20 protein-coding genes and 2 tRNA genes are annotated in these 20,872 nt (G+C 69.6%); 12 read left to right on the top strand and 10 right to left on the bottom strand.

Annotated elements, in window-relative coordinates; genetic code table 11:
• Nucleotides 1-12: 12 nt before the first annotated feature.
• Nucleotides 13-1,623 (top strand): ABC-F family ATP-binding cassette domain-containing protein, encoded by a 1,611-nt coding sequence (locus tag AC07NB_RS02765; RefSeq protein WP_494570844.1) that lies wholly within the window; start codon nucleotides 13-15, stop codon nucleotides 1,621-1,623.
• On the opposite strand, the gene AC07NB_RS02770 is transcribed toward AC07NB_RS02765, so the two are convergent.
• The 4 genes from AC07NB_RS02770 to AC07NB_RS02785 are packed head-to-tail and all read right to left on the bottom strand — an operon-like array spanning nucleotide 1,620 to nucleotide 5,096.
• Nucleotides 1,620-3,197 (bottom strand): EAL domain-containing protein, encoded by a 1,578-nt coding sequence (locus tag AC07NB_RS02770; protein ID WP_494570845.1) that lies wholly within the window; start codon nucleotides 3,195-3,197, stop codon nucleotides 1,620-1,622. The two genes, AC07NB_RS02765 and AC07NB_RS02770, sit on opposite strands and share 4 nt — an antisense overlap.
• Before the next feature lie 53 nt (nucleotides 3,198-3,250).
• Nucleotides 3,251-3,694: a flagellar basal-body protein FlbY gene (locus AC07NB_RS02775; RefSeq protein WP_291838922.1), complete on the bottom strand. Its 444-nt coding sequence runs from the start codon at nucleotides 3,692-3,694 to the stop codon at nucleotides 3,251-3,253.
• Nucleotides 3,691-3,987, bottom strand: coding sequence for a rod-binding protein (locus AC07NB_RS02780; protein ID WP_291838925.1), 297 nt, complete (start codon nucleotides 3,985-3,987; stop codon nucleotides 3,691-3,693). Before AC07NB_RS02780 ends, AC07NB_RS02775 begins: the two co-directional genes overlap by 4 nt.
• A 2-nt stretch (nucleotides 3,988-3,989) precedes the next feature.
• Complete coding sequence (locus AC07NB_RS02785; protein WP_492313172.1) at nucleotides 3,990-5,096, bottom strand: flagellar basal body P-ring protein FlgI; 1,107 nt, start codon at nucleotides 5,094-5,096, stop codon at nucleotides 3,990-3,992.
• A gap of 183 nt (nucleotides 5,097-5,279) precedes the next feature.
• Between AC07NB_RS02785 and AC07NB_RS02790 the strand changes: the two genes are divergently transcribed.
• The 3 genes from AC07NB_RS02790 to gltX all read left to right on the top strand — a co-directional run bounded on the left by AC07NB_RS02790 (nucleotide 5,280) and on the right by gltX (nucleotide 7,735).
• The gene (locus tag AC07NB_RS02790; RefSeq protein ID WP_291841101.1) at nucleotides 5,280-5,705 is read left to right on the top strand and encodes a flagellar assembly protein FliX; all 426 of its coding nucleotides are present in this window, start codon (nucleotides 5,280-5,282) and stop codon (nucleotides 5,703-5,705) included.
• Nucleotides 5,706-5,887: 182 nt separating this feature from the next.
• Nucleotides 5,888-6,316 (top strand): RNA polymerase-binding protein DksA, encoded by a 429-nt coding sequence (gene dksA, locus AC07NB_RS02795; protein ID WP_291841099.1) that lies wholly within the window; start codon nucleotides 5,888-5,890, stop codon nucleotides 6,314-6,316.
• Nucleotides 6,317-6,400: 84 nt separating this feature from the next.
• Complete coding sequence (gltX, locus tag AC07NB_RS02800) at nucleotides 6,401-7,735, top strand: glutamate--tRNA ligase (RefSeq protein WP_492313171.1); 1,335 nt, start codon at nucleotides 6,401-6,403, stop codon at nucleotides 7,733-7,735.
• 77 nt (nucleotides 7,736-7,812) lie between these two features.
• Here gltX and AC07NB_RS02805 read toward each other — a convergent pair whose 3' ends face one another.
• Both AC07NB_RS02805 and AC07NB_RS02810 read right to left on the bottom strand, forming a co-directional pair.
• Nucleotides 7,813-8,103, bottom strand: coding sequence for a DUF8200 family protein (locus tag AC07NB_RS02805; protein ID WP_492313170.1), 291 nt, complete (start codon nucleotides 8,101-8,103; stop codon nucleotides 7,813-7,815).
• Nucleotides 8,104-8,231: 128 nt separating this feature from the next.
• Complete coding sequence (locus AC07NB_RS02810; RefSeq protein WP_494570846.1) at nucleotides 8,232-8,828, bottom strand: LOG family protein; 597 nt, start codon at nucleotides 8,826-8,828, stop codon at nucleotides 8,232-8,234.
• A 77-nt stretch (nucleotides 8,829-8,905) separates the two neighbouring features.
• Here AC07NB_RS02810 and AC07NB_RS02815 point away from each other — a divergent pair, with 77 nt between their 5' ends.
• The gene (locus AC07NB_RS02815) at nucleotides 8,906-9,658 is read left to right on the top strand and encodes a hypothetical protein (protein ID WP_494570847.1); all 753 of its coding nucleotides are present in this window, start codon (nucleotides 8,906-8,908) and stop codon (nucleotides 9,656-9,658) included.
• A 109-nt stretch (nucleotides 9,659-9,767) separates the two neighbouring features.
• Here AC07NB_RS02815 and AC07NB_RS02820 read toward each other — a convergent pair whose 3' ends face one another.
• Together AC07NB_RS02820 and AC07NB_RS02825 are read right to left on the bottom strand one after the other, a co-directional pair.
• A complete protein-coding gene (locus tag AC07NB_RS02820) occupies nucleotides 9,768-10,931 on the bottom strand; it encodes a glycosyltransferase family 4 protein (protein WP_494570848.1) in 1,164 nt (387 codons plus the stop codon).
• 151 nt (nucleotides 10,932-11,082) lie between these two features.
• Nucleotides 11,083-11,157: transfer RNA gene (locus tag AC07NB_RS02825), tRNA-Asn, on the bottom strand.
• 71 nt (nucleotides 11,158-11,228) lie between these two features.
• On the opposite strand from AC07NB_RS02825, the gene AC07NB_RS02830 reads away from it, so the two are divergent.
• Nucleotides 11,229-12,032, top strand: coding sequence for a TrmH family RNA methyltransferase (locus AC07NB_RS02830; RefSeq protein WP_494570849.1), 804 nt, complete (start codon nucleotides 11,229-11,231; stop codon nucleotides 12,030-12,032).
• A gap of 282 nt (nucleotides 12,033-12,314) precedes the next feature.
• Nucleotides 12,315-12,965 carry a hypothetical protein gene (locus AC07NB_RS02835; protein ID WP_494570850.1) on the top strand — a complete coding sequence of 217 codons (651 nt, stop codon included), beginning with the start codon at nucleotides 12,315-12,317 and terminating at the stop codon, nucleotides 12,963-12,965.
• Nucleotides 12,966-12,976: 11 nt separating this feature from the next.
• Here the strand turns inward: AC07NB_RS02835 and AC07NB_RS02840 are convergent.
• Nucleotides 12,977-13,050, bottom strand: a tRNA-Cys gene (locus tag AC07NB_RS02840).
• Nucleotides 13,051-13,165: 115 nt separating this feature from the next.
• On the opposite strand from AC07NB_RS02840, the gene AC07NB_RS02845 reads away from it, so the two are divergent.
• From AC07NB_RS02845 to AC07NB_RS02865, 5 genes are all read left to right on the top strand, one after another.
• The gene (locus AC07NB_RS02845; RefSeq protein WP_494570851.1) at nucleotides 13,166-13,795 is read left to right on the top strand and encodes a protein-L-isoaspartate O-methyltransferase family protein; all 630 of its coding nucleotides are present in this window, start codon (nucleotides 13,166-13,168) and stop codon (nucleotides 13,793-13,795) included.
• Nucleotides 13,796-13,924: 129 nt separating this feature from the next.
• Nucleotides 13,925-15,409 (top strand): TolC family outer membrane protein, encoded by a 1,485-nt coding sequence (locus tag AC07NB_RS02850; RefSeq protein WP_492313164.1) that lies wholly within the window; start codon nucleotides 13,925-13,927, stop codon nucleotides 15,407-15,409.
• Nucleotides 15,410-15,668: 259 nt separating this feature from the next.
• Complete coding sequence (locus AC07NB_RS02855; RefSeq protein WP_494570852.1) at nucleotides 15,669-16,316, top strand: DUF2497 domain-containing protein; 648 nt, start codon at nucleotides 15,669-15,671, stop codon at nucleotides 16,314-16,316.
• 135 nt (nucleotides 16,317-16,451) lie between these two features.
• Complete coding sequence (locus tag AC07NB_RS02860) at nucleotides 16,452-19,181, top strand: valine--tRNA ligase (protein ID WP_494570994.1); 2,730 nt, start codon at nucleotides 16,452-16,454, stop codon at nucleotides 19,179-19,181.
• Entirely contained in the window at nucleotides 19,178-19,912 is a 735-nt protein-coding gene (locus AC07NB_RS02865) for a TlyA family RNA methyltransferase (protein ID WP_494570853.1), read from the top strand. The genes AC07NB_RS02860 and AC07NB_RS02865 overlap by 4 nt, the downstream gene beginning before the upstream one ends.
• Nucleotides 19,913-20,114: 202 nt before the next feature.
• On the opposite strand, the gene AC07NB_RS02870 is transcribed toward AC07NB_RS02865, so the two are convergent.
• Nucleotides 20,115-20,768 carry a glycine zipper 2TM domain-containing protein gene (locus AC07NB_RS02870; RefSeq protein WP_492313162.1) on the bottom strand — a complete coding sequence of 218 codons (654 nt, stop codon included), beginning with the start codon at nucleotides 20,766-20,768 and terminating at the stop codon, nucleotides 20,115-20,117.
• Nucleotides 20,769-20,872: the final 104 nt, after the last annotated feature.

Below are 20,872 nucleotides of genomic sequence, written 5' to 3' on the forward strand. Positions count from 1 at the left end.
TCGTGCTCGCCTATGTCCTCGCTCCCAGGCCGAAACCCGTCCGCATCCGCACTCGTGACGCTCGATCGCGTCGCGGCCCGAACGCCTGACGGAACCACCCTATTTTCTGATCTGAGCCTCGTCTTCGGGCGGGAGCGCACCGGACTTGTCGGCCGCAACGGCTCGGGCAAGACCACGCTGCTGCGCCTGATCGCCGGCCTGTCCGCCCCCGCCGAGGGCGCGGTCAGCCGCGTCGGAACCGTCGCCTGGCTGGAGCAGCGCGGCGAGCCCGCGCCCGGCGAGACGGCGGCGGAGACGCTCGGCGCGGCCGCCGCGCTGGCCGTGCTGGCGCGCATTCTGGCGGGCGAGGGGACGGCGGACGATCTCGACGCCGCCGACTGGACGCTGGAGAGCCGCATCGGCGAGGTCCTGGCGGAGGTCGGGCTGCAGGCGCTGGATTTGTCGCCCGAGACGGCCTCGCTGAGTGGCGGCGAGCAGACCCGGCTGCGGCTGGCCGCCCTGCTGCTGGATCCGCCGGACCTGCTGCTGCTGGACGAGCCGACCAATCACCTGGACCGTGACGGACGCGAGCGCATCGCCGAGGTTCTGGGCCGCTGGCCCGGCGGCGTTCTGGTGGTGAGCCATGACCGGGCCCTGCTGCGCCGGATGGACCGCATCGTCGAGCTGTCGAGCGTCGGGGCCGCGGTCTACGGCGGCGGCTACGACCTCTACGCCGAACGCAAGGCCGCCGAGCGGGCCGCCGCCGAGCGGGATCTGGACGCGGCCGGGCGCGAGGCGGCCCGCATCGCCCGCGAAGGTCAGAAGGCCGTCGAGAAGAAGGCCCGCCGCGATCGGGCCGGCCGCGCCTTCGCGATGAAGAAGTCCGAGCCGAAGATCCTGCTGGGGGCCTTGGCCGAGCGCGCGGAGAATTCCGGCGCGCGCGAAAACCGGCTGGCCGAACGCCGGGCCGAGGCGGCGGAGGCGGACCTGGCCGCCGCGCGTGAGAAGGTGGAGCGGGTACGGGCGCTGGATATTCCGATGCCGCCGACGAGGCTGGCGGCGGGACGGACGGTGCTGGAGCTGGACGCCGTCGCCTGGGACGCGCCGGGTGGACGGCGGATCGTGGGGCCGGTTTCGTTGAAGCTGACGGGGCCTGAGCGGGTGGCGGTGACCGGCGCGAACGGCGCGGGCAAGTCGACCCTGCTGAAGCTGATCGCGGGAACGCTGGAACCGACCTCGGGACGGATCGCGCGACCGGTGACCGCGGCCCTGCTGGATCAGGAGGCGGCCCTCCTGCACCCGGACGAGACGCTGGTGGAGGCCTATCGCCGGATCAATCCGGAGGCGACGGCCAACGACGCCCATGCGGCGCTGGCGCGGTTCCTGTTCCGTAACACGGCGGCGCAACGGACGGCGGGAACGCTGTCAGGCGGCGAGCGGCTGAGGGCGGCGCTGGCCTGCGTCACCGGCGGCGTCCGTCCCGCGCAGCTGTTGATCCTCGACGAGCCGACCAACCACCTCGATCTGGACTCGGTCGCGGCGGTGGAGGCGGCCCTGCGCGGCTATGGCGGCGCCCTGGTCGTGGTCAGCCACGATCCGGACTTCCTGGACGCCGTCGGGATCGAGCGGACGCTGGCGCTTTAGCCCCAGCCGGCGACCTCGCCCTTGCGGCGGGCGGGCGTCACGGGCGCGGCGGCGACCGGAGTCTCGGTCGGACGGCCGAACAGCCAGCCCTGGCCGAAGTCGACGCCGAGCGACTTTATCGCCGCCGCCTGCCCCTCGGTCTCGACCATCTCTGCCACGGTGGCGATCTTCAGGTCGCGGCATAGGCCGACCAGATGGGTGGCCAGGGTACGGACCTTGGCGTCGGTCTCGATCTCGCGCACGAAGCCGCCGTCCAGCTTCAGGATGTCGATCGAGAGCTTGTGCAGATAGGTCAGGGAGGCCGCGCCGACGCCGTAGTCGTCCAGGCAGACCTTGATGCCCGCCTCGCGCAGGCCGGCCAGGCGCTGGTTGGCGCCGTCCAGATCGACCACGTCGGCCGTCTCCGTGATCTCGACCATCAGCCGCTTGCGGATGTCCGGGGACGCGGCGGTCATGCGCAGCAGGCCCTCGACATAGCGGCCGTCAGCCAGCGAGGCGCCCGAGACATTGATCGCCGCCTTGACCAGGCCGAAGCCGGGGCGGCGCAGCTGGGTCAGGGCCTTCTCCGCCACCGCCAGATCGAAATCGTCGATCAGGCCCAGTTCCTCGGCCATGGCGATCGGACCGGTCGGGGCGGAGGCCGCGCCGCCGAAGCGGCTCAGGGCCTCGAAATGGTGCACCGCCCGGCTGTCCAGAGCGACGATGGGCTGCCAGACGAGGCTGAAGTCGCGGCTGCGCACGATGGCGCGGAAGCGGTCGGCGTCCTGCACCGTGCGCTGCAGGCGGGCGCTGAACCGGTCGCCGGCGGCCGCGCCGTCCTTCAGGCAGTCCTCCAGCGCGAAACGCAGGGTGCGCACGGCGACGGCGGCCTCGGCCCGACCGATCTCGGCGCGAGTGGCGACCGGCGACAGGTTCACCCCCTCGGCCAGTCCCATGGCGCGGATTTCCTCGGCCAGATCGACGATGTCGGCGGAGTCGCGCATCAGGGCGAAGCGGTCGGGGGCCAGGCGGGCCGCGCTGACGCCGCCGACCGAGGCCAGCTGCAGCCGCGCCTCGATCCGCGCGCCGGCCTTGCGGTGCGGCTCGTCCAGCGCGCCCAGTCCAGGGATCTCAAGGAAGTCGATGGACAGTTCCGGACCGGTGCCGCCGACGGCCAGCAGGGCGCCGAGCCGCTTCAGCAGCCCCCGCGCGTCCAGCAGCGGCTCGGTCTTCGGCGCGACGGCTTGGTAGGCCGCCCCTTGCCAGGCCATGGCGCAGGAGACGAAGGGAGCGAGGTCGGGTAGCAGGAAGGCGCGCAGGACGGCGCGGCGGACCCGATCCTCGCCGGCCAGGACCTCGACCTCGATCGGCGCGGAGCGCACGCCTGGCTTCAGGGCGGCCAGGGCGGCCTTCACGTGCTCAAGGCAGGACTTGCCGAGCAGGGCGCTCAGCCCCTGGCCGGTCCATGCGGCGGCCGGATCGACGCCCGCGACCGGACCCACGCCGATGGCGAAGGTGATCTTGTCCCGATCAAGCTCAAAGAGCACGTCGGAGGAGGCGAAGGCCATGCCGAGAAGGCGCGATTTGATCGTCATTCCGGAGATCTAACGCGCACGACGTTAAAGCCGCCTTTGCACGAACGCCGTTTTCAGGCCGTCCGGTTCAGCGCCACGGCGCGGCCGTCGCCCGCGTTCGCGTGACCCGACGCGCTATAGGCGGAAGGGGAGCCGCGCTGGCTGGCGACCTCGGCGGCGATCGTCTTGACCAGGCCTTCGGAGATGACACGGGCGGCCTCGACGGCGTGGGCGTGGCGCGACAGCACGGCCTCGAACAGCCGGGTCGCCTTGATCAGGGCGTCACGGAGCGGGGCGGGCGCGGCGGCGATGGCGGTCGGATTGGCCTTCAGCTGGGCCGACTCGCGGCGGTAGGCGTTGGCCAGTTCCTGGGTCGCGGCGACCGTGGCGGCGGCGTCCTGCGGCCGGCGCGCCTCGAAGGCCTTCGATTCCTCGATGAGGCAGGCGGTTAGCCGCTCGGTCAGGTCGGTCATCTGCCGAACCCGGGCGGTGGCGTTCACGACTTGAGATTCGGTCATTGTCCCTGTTCCTGCATCTTCAGCATCTGCGCGACGACCTGATCGGCCAGGCCAATCCCGCCCGCCTTGACGGTCTGTTGGGCCATGGCGTCGATCATGAAGCTGCGCCACTGGCCCTCGGCCTCGCCGCCACCGCCGATCCCGTCGGTCTTCAGGCCCTCGAACATCGGCTTGAGCATCTGCGACAGGAAGGACGCCTCGAACTGTTTGGCGGTCTCGCGCATCCGGGCGGTGACCTGCGGCGCGGCCGCGGCGGTCGTGGGCAGGGCGGAGGAGACGGTCAGATCGGTCATGCTCACATCACCTCGATGTCTGCTTGCAGCGCCCCGGCGGCCTTGATGGCCTGCAGGATGCTGATCATGTCGCGCGGGCTGACCCCCAGGGCGTTCAGGCCGTTGACCAGGCTGGAGAGCGAGGTTCCGCCGCCCAGCATGCGCATCTGCACGCCGCGCTCTTCCTCGACGGAGACGTCCGACTGGGGCACGACCACGGTCTGGCCGCCGCGGCTGAAGGGCTCGGGCTGGCTGACTTGCGGGTTCTCCTGCACGGAGACGGTCAGATTGCCCTGGGCGATGGCCACGGTGGAGACCCGCACGGCCTCGCCCATGACGATGACGCCGTTGACCTCGTCGATGATGACCTTGGCCGGGGCGTCGACCTGGACCGGCAGGTTCTCGACCCGGCTGATGAAGCCGGCCATGCCGAAGCCGGTCGGGGCGCGCAGAGCGACCACGGAGCCGTTCTCGGCCAGGGCCGTGTTCGGATAGGACTGGTTGATCGCGGCGGCGACCCGCTGGGCCGTGGTGAAGTCGGGATTGCGCAGCGTCAGCCGCACCTCGTTCATATTGGCCAGTTCGAAGCCGGTCTCGCGCTCGACCGTGGCGCCCGAGGCGATGCGTCCGGCGGTCGGCACGCCGCGCGTGACCGACGAGCCCGAAGCGCCCGAGGCCGAGACCGAGCCGGTCTGGATCGAGCCCTGGGCCACCGCATAGACCTGACCGTCCGCGCCCTGCAGGCCGGTGACGATCAGCGCTCCGCCCAGCAGGCTCTTGGCGTCGCACATGGAGGAGACGTTCACATCGATGCGCGCCCCCGGGGTGGAGAAGGCGGGCAGGTCGGCGGTGACCATGACCGCGGCCATGTTCTTGGTGTTCGCCGTCGAGCCGCGGATGTTGTTGCCCAGCCGCTCGCTCATTCCTTCCAGCGACTGCCGGGTGAAGGGGCAGTTGCGCAGCGAGTCGCCGGTGCCGGCCAGGCCGACCACCAGTCCGTAGCCGACCAGCTGGTTGGACCGAACGCCCTCGATGGCGGCGATGTCCTTGATCCGCGACTGGGCCGTCGCCGGCGCGGCGAATCCGGCCAAAGCGGCGGCGGTCAGGAGGGAGGCGAGCAGTTTCTGCATCGGTCGGAGGTCCGCGAACAGTTGTGCGCCTCGTGATGCCAGCGGCGTGCCAGATGAAAACGTCAGTGAAATCAAAGACAGCGTGGGTCTGTAGCCCGGCGCCGGCGGCAGTTTCTGCCGGGCCGTTAACCAAACGGTGACCTGCGCCGCCTGATGGTCCGGCATGTTCTGGAGTCGCACCGCATGAAGGTCACCGGCGCCACCGGCCCCTCGGCCTCCCAGGGTTCGCGTCCCGCCAGGGCTGCGGGCGGCTTTTCCGTGTCCGGCGGTTCGTCCGCCGCCCCGGCCAGCGCGCCGGCGACCGCGGCTTCGGTCTCGGGCGTCGCCGGCATGAACGCCCTCATGGCCCTGCAGGGGGTCGAGGACGCCACCGAGCGCCGCCGCCGGGCCGTTCGGCGGGGAAGCGGGCTTCTGGACCGGCTGGACGAGCTGAAGCTGGCCCTGCTGTCGGGCGAAGCCGGGGAGGGCGCGCTGGAGCGCCTGAGCCGCACCCTGCGCGAAGACCGCCCGGAAGACGCCGACCCGGCTCTGACCAGCCTGCTGGATCAGATCGATCTGCGCGCCGCGGTTGAACTGGCCAAGGCCGATCTTCGCCGCAACGCAGCGTAAAACGGCATAATCGTCCCCAAAATCACCCGCCACGCGTGTCAGGTGAGGAAGAAATGTCACGGTCACAGTGATCGTTGAACCTTCACAGGTCGCGCGCTCCCGCAAGCCTGTTGCCGCGACTCTTCGTCATCCCTATACGCAGCGGTGCGCCACAGGGGGGCGCTGCTTAGAGCGTGAGTGCGATGAACGCATTGGCGTCTGTGATCGAGCCGGCCGCCTACAGGCCGTCTGACGATGAGCCGTTCATGAACGAACGGCAGCTGGCCTATTTCAAGGGCAAGCTCATGGACTGGAAGGACGATATCCTTCGCGAGTCGAAGGGTACCGTGACCAATCTGAAGGCCGAGACGGAGAACCATCCGGATCTCGTCGACCGGGCGTCTTCCGAATCTGATCGTGCGCTGGAACTGCGTACGCGGGATCGTCAGCGCAAGCTGATCTCCAAGATCGACGAGGCCCTGCGCCGGATCGAGGACGGATCGTACGGCTACTGCGAGGAAACCGGCGAGCCCATCAGCCTGGGCCGTCTTGAGGCCCGCCCGACGGCGACGCTGTCGGTGGAAGCCCAGGAACGGCACGAGCGCCGCGAACGGGTTCACCGCGACGACTGATTCCGGCGGCCCGACGGGCCGTCGGCCTTGACTTGAGGGGCTGCGGGCGCGACCTACCGCGCCTCGCGTTTCAAGGTCGTCTCAATGTCCGTCAAGGTCCGTTTCGCCCCGTCTCCGACGGGTAAGCTGCACGTCGGGAACGTGCGCACCGCCCTGGTGAACTGGATGTTCGCCAAAGGGCAGGGCGGCAGCTTCGTGCTGCGCATCGACGACACCGACCTGGCCCGCTCCACGCCGGAGTTCGAACAGGGCATTGAGGACGACCTGACCTGGCTGGGCATGCTCTGGGATGAGCGCCACAACCAGTCCAAGCGGTTCGACCGCTACGAGGAGGCCGCCGACCGCCTGAAGGCCTCGGGCCGCCTCTACGCCTGCTACGAAACCTCCGAAGAGCTGGATCGCCGCCGCAAGGTGCAGCTGTCGCGCGGCCTGCCGCCGATCTACGACCGCGCCGCTCTGGACCTGACCGACGCCGAAAAGGCCGCCTATGAGGCCGAGGGCCGCCGTCCGCACTGGCGATTCAAGCTGGAAGGCAAGCGCGTCGCCTGGGAAGACCTGGCGCGCGGCCATGCCGAGGTCGACACCGCGTCGATGTCGGACCCGGTGCTGATCCGCGAGGACGGCCTGTTCCTCTACACCCTGCCCTCGGTCGTCGACGACATCGACATGGCCATCACCCACGTCATCCGCGGTGAAGACCACGTCACCAACACCGGCGCCCAGATCGAGATCTTCGAGGCGCTGGGCGGCCCGGTCCCCGCGTTCGCCCACATGCCGCTGCTGGTCGGCGCCGACGGCGCGGCCCTGTCCAAGCGCCTGGGCTCGCTCTCGATCTCGGAGATGCGCGACCTGGGCTACGAGCCGATCGCCATCACCAGCCACCTGGGCCGCATCGGCACCTCGGACCCGCTGGAGGTCGGAACCTCGGTGCAGGCGCTGGGCGACAGCTTCGCCTTCTCCAAGATGGGGCGTTCGCCGGCGCGCTACGACACCGCCGATCTGGACCGCCTCAACGCCCAGGCCCTGCACGCCATGGACTACGCCGTGGCGCAGCCGCGCCTGGCCGGACTGGACGCCGATCTGGGCGAGGGCTTCTGGAACGCAGTGCGACCGAACCTTCAGAAATTCGCCGATGTCGTTGAAATGGCGGCCATCGTGCGTGGTCCGGTCACGCCGGTGATCGAGGACCCGGCCTTCGCCGCCGCCGCCCTGGCGGTGCTGCCGGAGACGGTCGACGACACTCTGTGGCCGACCTGGACCAATGCGGTGAAGGAGGCGACGGGCGCCAAGGGCAAGACCCTGTTCATGCCGCTGCGCCTGATCCTGACCGGCCAGCCGCACGGCCCGGACATGGCGGCCATCGCCCCCATGATCGGCCGCGAGCGCATCGTGAAGCGGCTCCAGGGCGAGACGGCCTGAACCGTCTTCCCTGACGCCGGACAGCAAAAAGGCCGCCCTGCGAGGGCGGCCTTCTTCTTTTCAGCCGTGCGCGCCGATCAGGCGTTGCAGGCGGCGATTTCTTCGTTCGACAGGGTCACGCCCTTGTAGGTGAAAGCCGAGACGGCGCCGAAGCGGGCGGCGACGCGGCGGCAGGCGCGGGCGGCCGGCTGGTTGGCGCCGCCGCTGGCGGTGCAGGTCGCGCCTTCACAACGCCAGTTGGCGCCGTCGATGATGGTGCGGCCGGCCGGGGCGCGGGCGGCGTCGGCCAGGACGGCGCTGGTGGCGGGGGCTTGGGCGAAGGCGGGGGCGGCGGCGAACAGGGCCGCGGCGACGATGAAGGCGCGCATGGGGAGATCTCCGAATGGGGCCGGGTCTCGCAGTCGAGCCCGCCGCTTCAGTGTGCGTTGTTATTAAAAACTGTCAAGGGCGCGTTGCCAAACGAAACGCAGCGACGCGCGAACTGATCGACGATTACTTAACGCCGATCATGTTGCAAGTGAGGCATATCGTCCGCCGCCTGCATCAGGGCGACAGCCTCCTCGACCGTGTTGACCACGCTATAGCCCTGGCGGAAGGTTTCGGGCGTCATCTTCTCGGTGATGCCGTGCTCGATCGCCGCCAGCAGGGTGTCCCAGAAACCGTTCAGATTCAGGAAGATCACCGGCTTATGGTGCAGGTCCAGCCGCTTCCACGACAGCACCTCGATAACCTCTTCCAGCGTGCCGACGCCGCCCGGAGCGACCACGAAGGCGTCCGACTGGTCGTACATGATGGTCTTGCGTTCGTGCATCGAGGTGACGACCAGGGTCTCGACCTCGTCGAACAGGCGCTCGCGGCTGCGCAGGAAGCCCGGCATGACGCCCAGCACCCGACCGCCGGCCTCGTGCGCGGCCCGGGCCGAGGCGCCCATCAGGCCTACGCCGCCGCCGCCGTAGACCAGCCGCCAGCCCGCCTGCGCCGTCTGCGCGCCGAACTGGCGCGCCGCGACGGTGTAGGCCGGATCGGACAGGTCGGACGAGCCGCAGAACAGGCAGACGGACTTGCCGTCGAACGGCTGGATGGTGATGGTCATGGAGCCTCGATGATAGGGAGACAGCGGCGGCCTCGCCGCGCTATCCGATGGGCCTACTTAACCGCCGGAGAGACGGGATGAAACGGGCCATCGGTGTCGCCGCCGCCGCCGCGGCCTTCGCCGCCCTCGCGGGCTGCATGCCCGCCCCCCAGCAGCCGGAGCGCGACGCCGCCGGAAACGCCACGGGCTGGACCCAGCCGCCCCAGATCCTGGCCGTGCGCCGGGCCCAGGCCAGCCTGATCTTCTCCGGCCAGGCCGAACCGGGCGCGCGGGTGGTGCTGCGCAACGACGAGGGCGCGGCCTATGCGGCGGCCGCCGATCCCGACGGGCGATTCGAGATTCGCATGGCCGCGCCTTCGGACCTGCTGCTGCTGCGGCCGGAAACCCAGGTCGGCCAGGATGCGGCGGCGTCGCCCGACCGGCTGCTGATCATCGCCGGCGGGCGCGGGCCCATCGCCATCCTGCGGTCGGGCGGCCCGACCCGACGGCTGGATCCCGCCCCCGCGCTGGGCGCGATCGACAGCGACGCCCAGTCCCTGCTGGCCTCGGGCCGCACGGGAACGGCGGGCCAGGCCGTGGACGTTTCCGCCGGCAGGAACGCCCTGGAGGTCGAATCCGGCCAGGCCGGGCTCTGGAGCGTGCTGCTGGACACCGTCGCCCCGGACAGCGTGGTCACGGTCGGCGGCCAGACCTTCGTCTGGCCCGGCCCCGGCGCCGACACCCCGGACCTGAAGGTCGAACGGGCCGGCGCCGGATGGCGGGTCGGCTGGACCGGCCCGCGCGGCGCGCGCCAGTGGACCTGGCTGCCGGACGCCATCCCGGCGGCATGATTTACTTGCGGTTAACCAATTCAGTCCCACGGAGGGACTGTCTTCTCTTCTTCGAGGACACCCACCATCACCGAACTTCTCAGCCCGGCGCTCGCGTCGGGCTTTTTTCTTACGCCGCCCGGGCGCGCCGCTGAAGCCTGACGGCCTGCCGGACGCGCAGCAGTTCGGCGGCGCGTCCCTCGGGACTGTGCGCCTCCATCACATACCGCTGGGCCGCCTGCGCCATCGCGATTCGCTCCTGCGGATGCTCGATCAGCCGGTTGATCGCGTCAGCGAGGGTCTGCGGCGTGATGTGATCCAGGTAGACGGCGTAGGGGCCGCTGGCCTCTCGCAGGCCGCCGCGGCCCGAGGAGATGAGCGCCGCCCCCGCCGCATGCGCCTCGACGGCGGTCAGGCCGAACGGCTCGGCCCAGAGCGAGGGCGTCAGGGCGATGGCCGCGGACTTCATCTGCTTGCGCACCTCGGGCAGGGGCGCGGACCGAAGCACGGTCACCCGCGCGCCGTATCGCTCCAGGGGCGCCACATGCGGCCGGGCCCAGCGCCCGTGTTCGTCCCAGTCGTTGAGCATCAGCACGGCGCGCCACGCCGGTTGCCGGTCCAGCACGACGGGCAGGGCGGCGCAGACCTCGGCCAGGCCCTTCTCGGCCATCGCCCGCGCCGCGAAGGCGATGACGGGCTCGCGATGCTCCGGGGGGGCCAGCCACGGGGTCGTGTCGATCGGATTGGGAACCGCCCAGGCCTTCTGCGCCAGATCGGGATAGTCGCGGGCGAAGAGATCGCGTTCCGCCGCGCTGACGAAGACCAGTCCGTCCATCCGCCCGTAGCGGGCGTTATAACGCCAGGTGTCGATCCAGTGCCGCCCGGTCTTCAGGGCGTTGTGGCGATAGAGCAGGTGGGCCGCCTCGGGCATGGCCCGCGACACCTGGGTGGCCTGCTTGACCTGCTGATGGTGCTCGATGACGTCCGGCTTGAAGGCGCGAAGCCGGTCCAGCAGGACGCGCAGACGGCTGGGCCCGGACGACGGCAGCGTCTCGACCCCGGGAGACTCATGGTCATGCGCGCCGGCGCAGCAGAAGATTCGCACGTCCTGGTCGCTCAGCGGCCCGGCCAGGGTCCGGACCACGGTTTCCATGGAGTTCGGCGCCCCAGCGGAGAATCGGCTGCCGGAAGGCAGCAGGATCGCGGTGCGGACGCGGGGACGCAGTTCGATGACGGCGGGCGCCTGCCTCGGCCGCAGGATTTGCGGGCGGGCTGCCAGGCTGGACGAAATCATGGACGGGATCCGGGACGGCGCCGCTCGGCGGCTCTCGGATCGTGGACGCCGTGGGCGGCTGTTTGCCTTGCGCTGCGTCGAAGAAACGGCGGATGACGCTGAGGGCGAGGGGGTCCCGTTCACGCCCCGGGCGGGGGCAAACGTAGGGCGATGGCTCCGCGGGTAGGATTCGAACCTACGACCAGCCGATTAACAGTCGGCTGCTCTACCACTGAGCTACCGCGGAAGAGGTATCGCTCGGGAAGGCGGGCGCTATAGCAGCGGGAATCTCATCAACGCAACGGGAAAAGTCGGAACTTGGAAATCATCCGCATCGATAACCCTGAAGACCCCCGCATCGCGGGCTTCCGCGACATCCGGGAACGGGACCTGACCGGGCGTCAGGGCCTGTTCGTTGCGGAGGGGGAGGTGGTGCTGCGCGTCCTGACCTCGGCCCATGCCCTGTGCCGCCCCCACGCGGTGCTGCTGGCCGAGACCCGGGTCGAGGGACTGGCCGACGCCCTGGCCGGCCTGGCGGACGGCGTGCCGGTCTATTCGGCCGGGCAGGGGGTGCTGGACGCCATCGCGGGCTTCCCCCTGCACCGGGGCATCCTGGCCCTGGGCGAGAAGCCGCCCACCGCCGCGCTGGACAGTCTGCTGGAGGCCATGGGGCCGGACGCGCTGGTCGTGCTGGCCTCCGGGATCGGCAACCACGACAACATGGGCGGGATCTTCCGCAACGCAGCGGCCTTCGGCGCCGATGCGGTGCTGCTGGACGCCCGCTGCTGCGATCCCTTCTACCGCAAGGCCATCCGGGTCTCGGTCGGGGCGGTCCTGCGCACGCCCATGGCCACGGGGCTCGATCCCGTCACGGCGGTCGAGGCGCTGAAAGCCGCCGGCTTCCGCGTGCTGGCCATGACCCCCGCCGCGACGACGACGCTGGACGCCGCCCCTGTCGGGGGACGGGTCGCGATCGTTCTGGGGCCGGAGGGGCCTGGACTGGACGAGACGGTGATCGCGCGCTGCGAACCGGTGGGGATTCGCATGTCGGGCGGCTTCGATTCCCTGAATGTCGCCGTCGCGGGGGGCATAGCCCTGCATCATTTCGCGCGACACACGTAAAATGATCACCAAATCGCGATTAACGCTTTGTACACCTTGATGAACCGTCCGAGCTGTGTCGCTGTGGCCGGGTCCGGGGGAGTGGAACAATGTTGGGCGGAATCTTCGTCTTCGTGCATCGCAACGCGCGGGTCGGCATCGTGGTCGCCATCGCGGCGGCGGCGGTGGGCGCGGCCACGGCTATCGGCTGGATGACTGCGCCCGTCTAGGGCTCGCGTAACGCAGGTATTCCCCCGCGGCGCCCCATGCTACGCATCGCACTCGTCAAGATGGAGGGGTGAGATGCGTTCAACCGCAATCGCGGGCCTCGCGGGGCTCATGCTGCTTTCGGGCTGCGGCTCATTGGCTGACGGCGTGGATCATGACGCGAGCCGGAAGGCGTCGCTGGCTCCGCCGGAGATCCACGTCACGCCGTGCTCGACCGTCGAACTGGTCAACTTCCCGTCCTATGCGGCCGGGGCCGCCAGGGCCGCGCTGGACGCCGCCTGCGCCGTCCGCCGATCGCAGGCCTTCGCCGCCGGAGCGGCCGCGCGGGACTGGCTGCCGGGTTGCTCGATCCTTCCGTTGCCGAACCGGCGCTGGGTGAGCGGAGCCTCGGTCAGGGACGCGATGGCGGACGCGGGCGCGCGCTTTCAGCTGGTCTATGAAAATCCGGGAGCCGTGGCGTCCACCAGCGTGGGGGCCCAGCGCATGCGGATCCGTCCGGAACGATTCGAAGGCTGGCTCAGCGGCGATCCGGAGCGGCGGGCGGCGCTGGTGAACACCCTGGTGCACGAGACCACCCACCTGATTTCCGAACCCGGACGGCCCGGCCGGTTCCGCTATACGGATCGCGGACACGGTTCGTGGTGGTGTCCGGACAGGGATCTGGTGAGCTACGGCCTCGGCGACCTGGCCGCGCGAACGTGGCGGGCGATGGCGTCGGAAGGCTGAAAAACTCGCGATGGAGGCCTGAGCCGGAATCGAACCGGCGTACACGGATTTGCAGTCCGCTGCGTAACCACTCCGCCATCAGGCCGTAGAGCCTTGGTGACCAAGCCATCCATCGCGAGGCGGGTTCGCTATCAGATCGGATTGTCCGCCGCAACGCACAGACCTATAAGCGCGCCAGATTTCAGCAGGATTCCCCCAAGATGGATTTCGCCGCCGCACGCAAGGTCATGGTCGACAGCCAGGTCCGGGTGAACGATGTCACCGACCGCGCCCTGCAGGCGGCGCTTCTGGCGGTCCCGCGCGAGCGCTTCGTGCCCGCCGACCGCGCCTTCTCCGCCTATGCGGAGATCGAGCCGGAAATCGCGGGCGGCCGCCGCCTGATGCTGGCGCGGGACCTGTCCAAGCTGCTGATGGCCCTGGGCGGGAAGGAGGGCGAGCGCGCCCTCAGCATCGCGGGCCCCTACGCCGCCGCCGTGCTGGCTCGGATGGGCCTGAACGCCACGGCCCAGGAATCGGACGCCGCCGTATTCGACGTGGTCGGCTCGGCCCTGGCTGACGAGGGCGTCGCCGCCGTCGTCGCGCCCCTGTCGGCCCCGGCGGGCGAGGGTTACGACGTGATCGTGTCCGAGACCGCCGTGCCCGGTCGCCCCGAGGCCTGGCTGAAAGCCCTGTCCGTCGGCGGGCGTCTGGCCGTGGTCGAGCGCACGGGGCCGGGCGGCAAGGCCGTGCTCTACATGCGTGGGGAACAGGGCATATCGCGCCGGGAATTGTTCGATGCGGCGCCGCCGGTGCTTGCGGAATTGACGCCCGAACCCACTTTCGCGCTCTGATCCTTCCCCTCCGACGGAGGGGCTGGGCTTTGCGCGTGAAAAAAACTTAACTGGCGCGGGACTAAACCGTCCCGCATCAGGCCTTGGGATACGAAGGGCGCGCATCCCCCGCGCCAGGCAGGAACCATCATGCTGAAACGTTCGCGTGCGCTCGCCTCGGTCGCCGTCATCGCTGTGATCACCGGCATGGGCGCTCCCGCCTGGGCCGAGACCCTGCAGGAAGCGATTGCGCTGGCCTATCGCACCAATCCGCAACTGCTGGCCCAGCGGGCCAATCAGCGGGCGCTCGACGAATCGATCGTCCAGGCCCGGGCCGGCCTGCGCCCGACCCTGGATGTGACCATCGGCGCCAACTACACGCGCGACTACGGCGACGGCCCCCTCGTCAATCCGGACAGCGACAGCGCCTCGGCCAGCATCGGCGTCGGCCAGACCCTGTGGAGCGCCGGCCGCATCGGCCACGGCATCACCGCCGCCGAAGCCAACATCCTGGCCGGCCGCGAAAACCTGCGCGACATCGAACAGAATGTCCTGGCGCTGGTCATCCAGTCCTACGCCGACGTGATCCGCGACACCGAGATCCTCGCCATCCGCGAAGCCAACCTGAACGTCCTCCAGCGCCAGCTGGAAGAAGCCAGCGCCCGCTTCGAGGTCGGTGAGATCACCCGCACCGACGTCGCCCAGTCCGAAGCCCGCCTGGCCCAGTCGGAGGCCGATCTGGCCAACGCCCGCGCCCAGCTGTCGGTGTCGCGCGCCGCCTACGCCGCCGTCGTCGGCCAGTCGCCGGGCGATCTGGCCCCCATGCCGGTCCTGCCGGGCGTGCCGACCGACTTCGACAACGCCCTGGACGTGGCCCTGGTCGACAATCCGGGCATCCGCGCGGCCACCTATTCGCTGCGCGCCGCCGAAGCCAACGTCGCCGCCGCCAAGGCCGAGTACCTGCCGTCGCTGCGCGCCACCGCCAGCTATGGCGGGTCGAACAACGACTTCGACCGCTTCGGCGACATCGCCGACAACACCCGTCTGACCGCCGGCGCGACCCTGTCGGTGCCGCTGTTCACCGGCGGCCTGAACTCGTCGCGCGTCGCCCAGGCGCTGGAACGCGCCAACGCCGCCCAGATCGCCGTCGAGGGCGAGGGCCGCAGCACCCTGCAATCGGTCAGCTCGGCCTACGCCCAGTCGATCTCGGCCCGCGCCACCCTGCAGGCCGGTCAGGAAGCCGTCCGCGCCGCCACGGTGGCCGCCGAGGGCGTGCGCCAGGAGGCCCAGGTCGGCCTGCGCACCACCCTGGACGTGCTGAACCAGGAGCTGGAGCTGCGTAACGCCGAGGTGACTCTGGCCAGCTCGCGCCGCAACGAATACGTGGCCCAGGCCAATCTGCTGGCCGCCATGGGCCGCCTGGAGGGCCAGGACCTGGATCCGACCATCACGGTCTACGACCCGGCCGCCAACTATCAGCGCGTGCGCAACCGCGGCGCCCTGCCGTGGGATGCGGCGATCGAAAGCTTCGACCGCCTGGCCGCCCCGGCGATCGTTCCGGCCACGGACGCCGAGGACGCGCCGATCGACACCCAGCTGAAGTCCGAGGTCGTTCGGACCGCGCCGCGCAACTGATCCTCAGACCATTTTTGTTTCAGGTCGTCCCGACCCGAAGCCAAAAAATGGTCCCGCATCGACTGGAGCGAAATCTGAGCTCAGCCGTACGGCGTCCAGCTCGGCCGATTTCGCTCCGGGGCTCGCGCCTCAGGGGAAAAACGCCCGTTGATTCCGACGGGCGTAGATGCGACGACAGCCCTGCGGAGGGGGAAACCGCTCCGCAGGCCCAGCCATTTCGATCAGTCCGCCCGCCTGAGTGGGCGTCCGGGATTTCGCCATGACCGACCAGACCGCCCAGGAACCGACGATGGAGGAAATCCTGGCGTCGATCCGCCGGATCATCTCCGAGGACGACGCGCCGGCTGAAACCGCGCCGGTCGCCGCCGCGCCGGAGCCTGAACTGGCTCCCGAGCCCGAACCGGAACCCGCGCCGTCGCCCGCCCTGATGGATGAGACCCCGTCGGTGCAGGAGCCCGAGGCGTCGGAAGAAGACGTGCTGGAGCTGACCGACACCTACGAAGCCCCGGCCGCCGAGAGCATCGGCGACCTGGACCTGTCGCCCGCCGAGCCCGAACCCTTCCCGGCCGAGCCGGTCAGCGAGTCGGTCTTCGCCCCGCCCGCCGAAGTTCACACGCCGGAGCAACCTTCCGTGCCGACCAACAACTACGACTCCCTCGTCGGCGACAGCGCCGCCGCCAGCGCCGCCTCGGCCTTCGCCGGTCTGGCCGCCAGCTTCCAGAAGCCGGCCGCCGCTCCGGCCGCCTCGGGCCCGGACCTGACCTTCGCCAGCGGCTCGACCGTCGAGGCCATGGTCGCCGAGATGCTGCGCCCGCTGCTCAAGGACTGGCTCGACGCCAACCTGCCGGGCATCGTGGAGGAACAGGTACGCAAGGAAGTCGAACGCATCGCCCGCTCGGCCGGCTAGCTTCACCTGCGCACCGATCTTCACTAGATCACGACAGGGCGGCTCCCGGCGGAGCCGCCCTTTTCCGTTTCCGCTCCGCCCTTGAATAGCGACACGCCGCGCGTGTCGCGGTAGGGCAAAAGAATGACCTCCCCCATGCTCGACAAGACCTTCGACCCGAAATCCGCCGAACCCCGCCTGTATGCGATGTGGGAGGACAGCGGCCTGTTCGCGCCCCGCGCCGCCACCGCCACCGACGGCGCGGCCGACGCCTATTCGATCGTCATTCCGCCGCCGAACGTGACGGGGTCGCTGCACATCGGCCACGCGCTGAACAACACCCTGCAGGACATCCTGGCCCGCTATCACCGGATGCAGGGCAAGGCCGTCCTGTGGCTGCCCGGCACCGACCACGCGGGCATCGCCACCCAGATGGTGGTCGAGCGCCAGCTGGCCGCAGCCGGCAACGTCGGGCGCCGCGAGATGGGCCGCGAGGCCTTCGTCGACAAGGTCTGGGAATGGAAGGCCGAGTCGGGCGGGACCATCGTCGGCCAGCTGCGCCGTCTAGGCGCCAGCTGCGACTGGTCGCGCGAGCGCTTCACCCTGGATGAGGGCCTGAACGCCGCCGTCCGCAAGGTCTTCGTCCAGCTGCACAAGGACGGCCTGATCTATCGCGACAAGCGGCTGGTGAACTGGGATCCGCATTTCCAGACCGCCATCTCCGACCTCGAGGTCGAGCAGAAGGAGGTCGACGGCGCCTACTGGCATTTCGCCTATCCGCTGGCGGACGGTGTCACCTACGAGCATCCGATCGCCTTCGACGAGGACGGCAAGGCGACGGAGTACGAGACCCGCGACTACATCGTCGTCGCCACGACCCGGCCGGAGACCATGCTGGGCGACACCGGCGTCGCCGTGCACCCAAAGGACGAGCGCTACGCCGGTCTGGTCGGCAAGGTCGTGACCCTGCCCATCGTCGGCCGCCGCATTCCCATCGTCGCTGATGAGTACGCCGACCCGACCAAGGGCTCGGGCGCGGTGAAGATCACCCCGGCGCACGACTTCAACGACTTCCAGGTCGGCAAGCGGGCGGGCCTGCCGTCGCTGAACATCCTGGACGCCTACGCCCGCGTCACCGCCGCCGACACACCGGACGTCCCCGCCGAATACGATGGCATGGACCGCTTCGCCGCGCGCAAGGCCATCGTCGCCCGAGCCGAGGAAGAGGGCTGGCTGAAAGAGATCGAGAAGACCAGGCACATGGTCCCGCACGGCGACCGGTCGGGCGTCGTCATCGAACCGTGGCTGACGGACCAGTGGTACGTCGACGCCCACACCCTGGCCCAGCCGGCCATCAAGGCCGTCGAGACCGGTGCGACGGTGTTCGAGCCAAAGAGCTACGAGAAAATCTACTTCGAATGGCTGCGCAACATCGAGCCGTGGTGCATCTCGCGCCAGCTCTGGTGGGGCCACCGCATCCCGGCCTGGTACGACGCCGACGGCAATATCTACGTCGCCGAGACCGAGGAGGACGCCATCGCCCAGGCCGGCGGCAAGCCTCTGACCCAGGACGAGGACGTTCTGGACACCTGGTTCTCCTCGGCCCTGTGGCCCTTCTCGACCATGGGCTGGCCCGAGAAGACCGAGGACCTCGAGCGCTTCTATCCGACCAGCGACCTCGTCACCGCCGCGGACATCATTTTCTTCTGGGTCGCCCGGATGATGATGATGGGGCTTCACTTCATGGATGAAGTTCCGTTCAAGCGGGTCATCATCAATGGCCTGGTCCGCGACGAGAAGGGCCAGAAGATGAGCAAGTCGAAGGGGAACGTCATCGACCCTCTCGGCATCATCGACGAGCTGGGCGCCGACCCGCTGCGCTTCACCATGGCCATTCTGTCGGGCACACGCGACATCAAGTTGTCGAAGCAACGCATTGAGGGCTATCGGAACTTTGGCACCAAATTGTGGAACGCCGCCCGCTTCGCCCAGATGAACGAGGCGCGTCGCGTCGCGGGCTTCGACCCGGCGAACGTCGAGCAGACCATAAACCTCTGGGTCCGGGACGAGCTGACCAAGGCCGAGCGCCAAATCTCCAGCGCCATCGAGGCGGGCCGTTTCGACGACGCCGCCTCGGCTTTGTACCGCTTCGTCTGGAACGTCTTCTGCGACTGGTATCTGGAGCTGGCCAAGCCGGTCTTCCAGGGCTCCGACGACGCGGCCAAGGCCGAGACCCGCGCCATGACGGCCTGGACCCTGGACCAGACCCTCAAGCTCATGCACCCGGTCACGCCCTTCATCACCGAAGAACTGTGGGACAAGCTGGCTGAGGAAGGCGTGCCCCGCAGCGAACCGACCCTGATCGGCGCCGCCTGGCCGGCGTTGCCCGACAGCTATCTCGACATGGAGGCCAGCGCCGACATCAGCTGGCTGATTCGCACGGTCTCGGAGATCCGCTCCAGCCGCGCCGAGATCGGCGTGCCGCCGGGGGCCAGGCTGACGCTGGCGCTTTACAACCCGACCGCCGACATCAAGGCGCTGTTCGACAAGCACGGCGAACTGATCCAGTCGCTGGCCCGCCTGGAGGCCATCGAGCAGGTCGGCGAACAGCCGCCGGGCTCCATCACTCTGCTGGTCGGCGGCGCCTCCGCCTTCATGCCCCTCAAGGGGCTGGTGGACCTGGACGCCGAGCGCGCGCGCCTGACCAAGGAGATCGCCGCCTTCGAGAGCGACATCGGGCATGTGAACAAGAAGCTGGGCAACCCCAACTTCATCGCCCGCGCCGCGCCGGAAGTCGTCGAGGAACAGCGCGAGAAGCTGGCCGAGGCCGAGGCGGGTCGGGCCAAGCAGGCCGCCGCCCTGGCGCGTCTGGACGGGGTGGGGTGAGCAAGGTCAGGCTCGACCAGCTCCTCGTCGCCCGCGGTCTGGCCGAAAGCCGGGCGCGGGCGAAGGCGGCCATCGAAGCCGGCGGCGTCACGATCGACGGTCGGCCCGCCCGGGCCGCCTCGCAGAGGGTGTCGGACGACGCCGAGCTCACCTTTATGGAGGCCCACCGTTTCGTCGGCCGGGCCGCGCTGAAGCTGGATCACGCCCTGACCCTGTGGCCGGTGACCGTCGAAGGACGGACGGTGCTGGACGTGGGCGCCTCGACCGGCGGCTTCACCGAGGTCTGCCTCGAACGCGGCGCGACGCGGGTCTACGCCGTCGATGTGGGGCAGGGGCAGTTGCACCCACGCCTCGCCGCCGACCCGCGCGTGATCGATCTGGAGAAGACCGACGCGCGCGACCTGACGCCGGATCTGATCCCCCATGCGCCCGGCCTGATCGTCTGCGACGCCAGCTTCATCGGCCTGGCCAAGGTTCTGCCCGTCGCCCTGGCTCTGGCCGCGCCGGGCGCCGACCTGGTCACCCTGGTGAAGCCCCAGTTCGAAATGGACAGCCGCGCCGACATCGGCCGGGGCGGCGTCGTCAAGGACGCGGAGGCCCGTCAGGCCGCTCTGGAACGCGTCTCCGGTTGGGTGGAAACCCGCGGCTGGACGGTTCAAGCCACCGCCGAAAGCCCCATCACCGGCGGCGACGGCAACGTGGAATATCTTCTTTGGGCGAAACGCATCTAGCGAAGCGTTTCGAGCGCTATCGCTCGCTGCTTGAGCGCCAGTCTGCGCGAAGCCAGGCCGCGTCGGGTCGGGAGGTCCCGCAGGGCCGACGGTCCGCGGCCCTCCAGAAATGGAAAAGCCCCCGGTGGATTTCTCCACCGGGGGCCTCCGTCACATCGCCGATCGACAGGGGGGCTGATAAGTAACCGGCGACGCGATCTCGTCAGTAGCCGTTACAGACCTCTTCGTACCGGGTCACCAGGCGACCATTCCAGTCGCGGCTCTGGGTCGACACGGTGCGGCAGCCGTAACGGTCGCTGCGGTAGTCCGACCGGTCGTCATAGCGGTAGCGGTCGTCGTACCGGTCATCATAGCGGCGGTCGTCGTACCGGTCCTGATAGCGATTGTCGTACCGGCTGTCGTAACGGCCGTAGCCGTCGTCGCCGTACGAGTATCCGCGGCTGTCCTGGTATCGGTCGCAGTCACGCGCGGAGTCGTTGCCGATCGCGCCGCCGACGACCGCCCCAAGCACGCCGCCCAGGATGCTGCCCTCGGTGCGGCGGCCCCGCGCGGCCAGTTGCGAACCGGCCACCGCGCCGACGCCCGCGCCGATGGTGGCGCCCGCGCCGCGGCGCTGGTTGCGGTCGCTGCGGCAGTATTCGGCGCTGTCGTAGCGCGACGAATAGCGGTCCGGCTGCCCGTAATAGCTGTCGTTGTAACGGTCGTACTGCTGGCCGTAGCCGCCGTACGAGCCGTAACGGTCGGCGCCCTGATAGCTGTAGGCCTGGGCCGACGCCGTGGCGGGGGCCAGCAGCAGACCGGCGGTCGCGGCGATAACGGCGGCGCTGGCGGCCTTGCTGGTGAAAGATGCGAACATCGGCTTCATCCTGAATGACGGTTCAAACCTGAATGCCGAACGGATCGGCCCCCTGTCTGTTGCATCGGTTATGAAGCTTCGAAGCTGAACGGCCTTTGATCGCG

The sequence above is a fragment of the Brevundimonas sp. GW821-FHT09G01 genome (assembly GCF_059416065.1).

Bases quoted from the DNA above. Each gene is read 5' to 3' on its own strand.
- dksA (WP_291841099.1), top strand. From the start codon at position 5,888: ATGAACGCATTGGCGTCTGTGATCGAGCCGGCCGCCTACAGGCCGTCT.
- AC07NB_RS02820 (WP_494570848.1), bottom strand. From the start codon at position 10,931: ATGATTTCGTCCAGCCTGGCAGCCCGCCCGCAAATCCTGCGGCCGAGG.
- AC07NB_RS02770 (WP_494570845.1), bottom strand. From the start codon at position 3,197: ATGACGATCAAATCGCGCCTTCTCGGCATGGCCTTCGCCTCCTCCGAC.
- AC07NB_RS02780 (WP_291838925.1), bottom strand. From the start codon at position 3,987: ATGACCGATCTGACCGTCTCCTCCGCCCTGCCCACGACCGCCGCGGCC.
- AC07NB_RS02855 (WP_494570852.1), top strand. From the start codon at position 15,669: ATGACCGACCAGACCGCCCAGGAACCGACGATGGAGGAAATCCTGGCG.
- AC07NB_RS02775 (WP_291838922.1), bottom strand. From the start codon at position 3,694: ATGACCGAATCTCAAGTCGTGAACGCCACCGCCCGGGTTCGGCAGATG.
- AC07NB_RS02850 (WP_492313164.1), top strand. From the start codon at position 13,925: ATGCTGAAACGTTCGCGTGCGCTCGCCTCGGTCGCCGTCATCGCTGTG.
- AC07NB_RS02805 (WP_492313170.1), bottom strand. From the start codon at position 8,103: ATGCGCGCCTTCATCGTCGCCGCGGCCCTGTTCGCCGCCGCCCCCGCC.
- AC07NB_RS02785 (WP_492313172.1), bottom strand. From the start codon at position 5,096: ATGCAGAAACTGCTCGCCTCCCTCCTGACCGCCGCCGCTTTGGCCGGA.
- AC07NB_RS02810 (WP_494570846.1), bottom strand. From the start codon at position 8,828: ATGACCATCACCATCCAGCCGTTCGACGGCAAGTCCGTCTGCCTGTTC.
- AC07NB_RS02870 (WP_492313162.1), bottom strand. From the start codon at position 20,768: ATGTTCGCATCTTTCACCAGCAAGGCCGCCAGCGCCGCCGTTATCGCC.
- AC07NB_RS02860 (WP_494570994.1), top strand. From the start codon at position 16,452: ATGCTCGACAAGACCTTCGACCCGAAATCCGCCGAACCCCGCCTGTAT.
- AC07NB_RS02765 (WP_494570844.1), top strand. From the start codon at position 13: ATGTCCTCGCTCCCAGGCCGAAACCCGTCCGCATCCGCACTCGTGACG.
- AC07NB_RS02815 (WP_494570847.1), top strand. From the start codon at position 8,906: ATGAAACGGGCCATCGGTGTCGCCGCCGCCGCCGCGGCCTTCGCCGCC.
- AC07NB_RS02790 (WP_291841101.1), top strand. From the start codon at position 5,280: ATGAAGGTCACCGGCGCCACCGGCCCCTCGGCCTCCCAGGGTTCGCGT.
- AC07NB_RS02835 (WP_494570850.1), top strand. From the start codon at position 12,315: ATGCGTTCAACCGCAATCGCGGGCCTCGCGGGGCTCATGCTGCTTTCG.
- AC07NB_RS02845 (WP_494570851.1), top strand. From the start codon at position 13,166: ATGGATTTCGCCGCCGCACGCAAGGTCATGGTCGACAGCCAGGTCCGG.
- gltX (WP_492313171.1), top strand. From the start codon at position 6,401: ATGTCCGTCAAGGTCCGTTTCGCCCCGTCTCCGACGGGTAAGCTGCAC.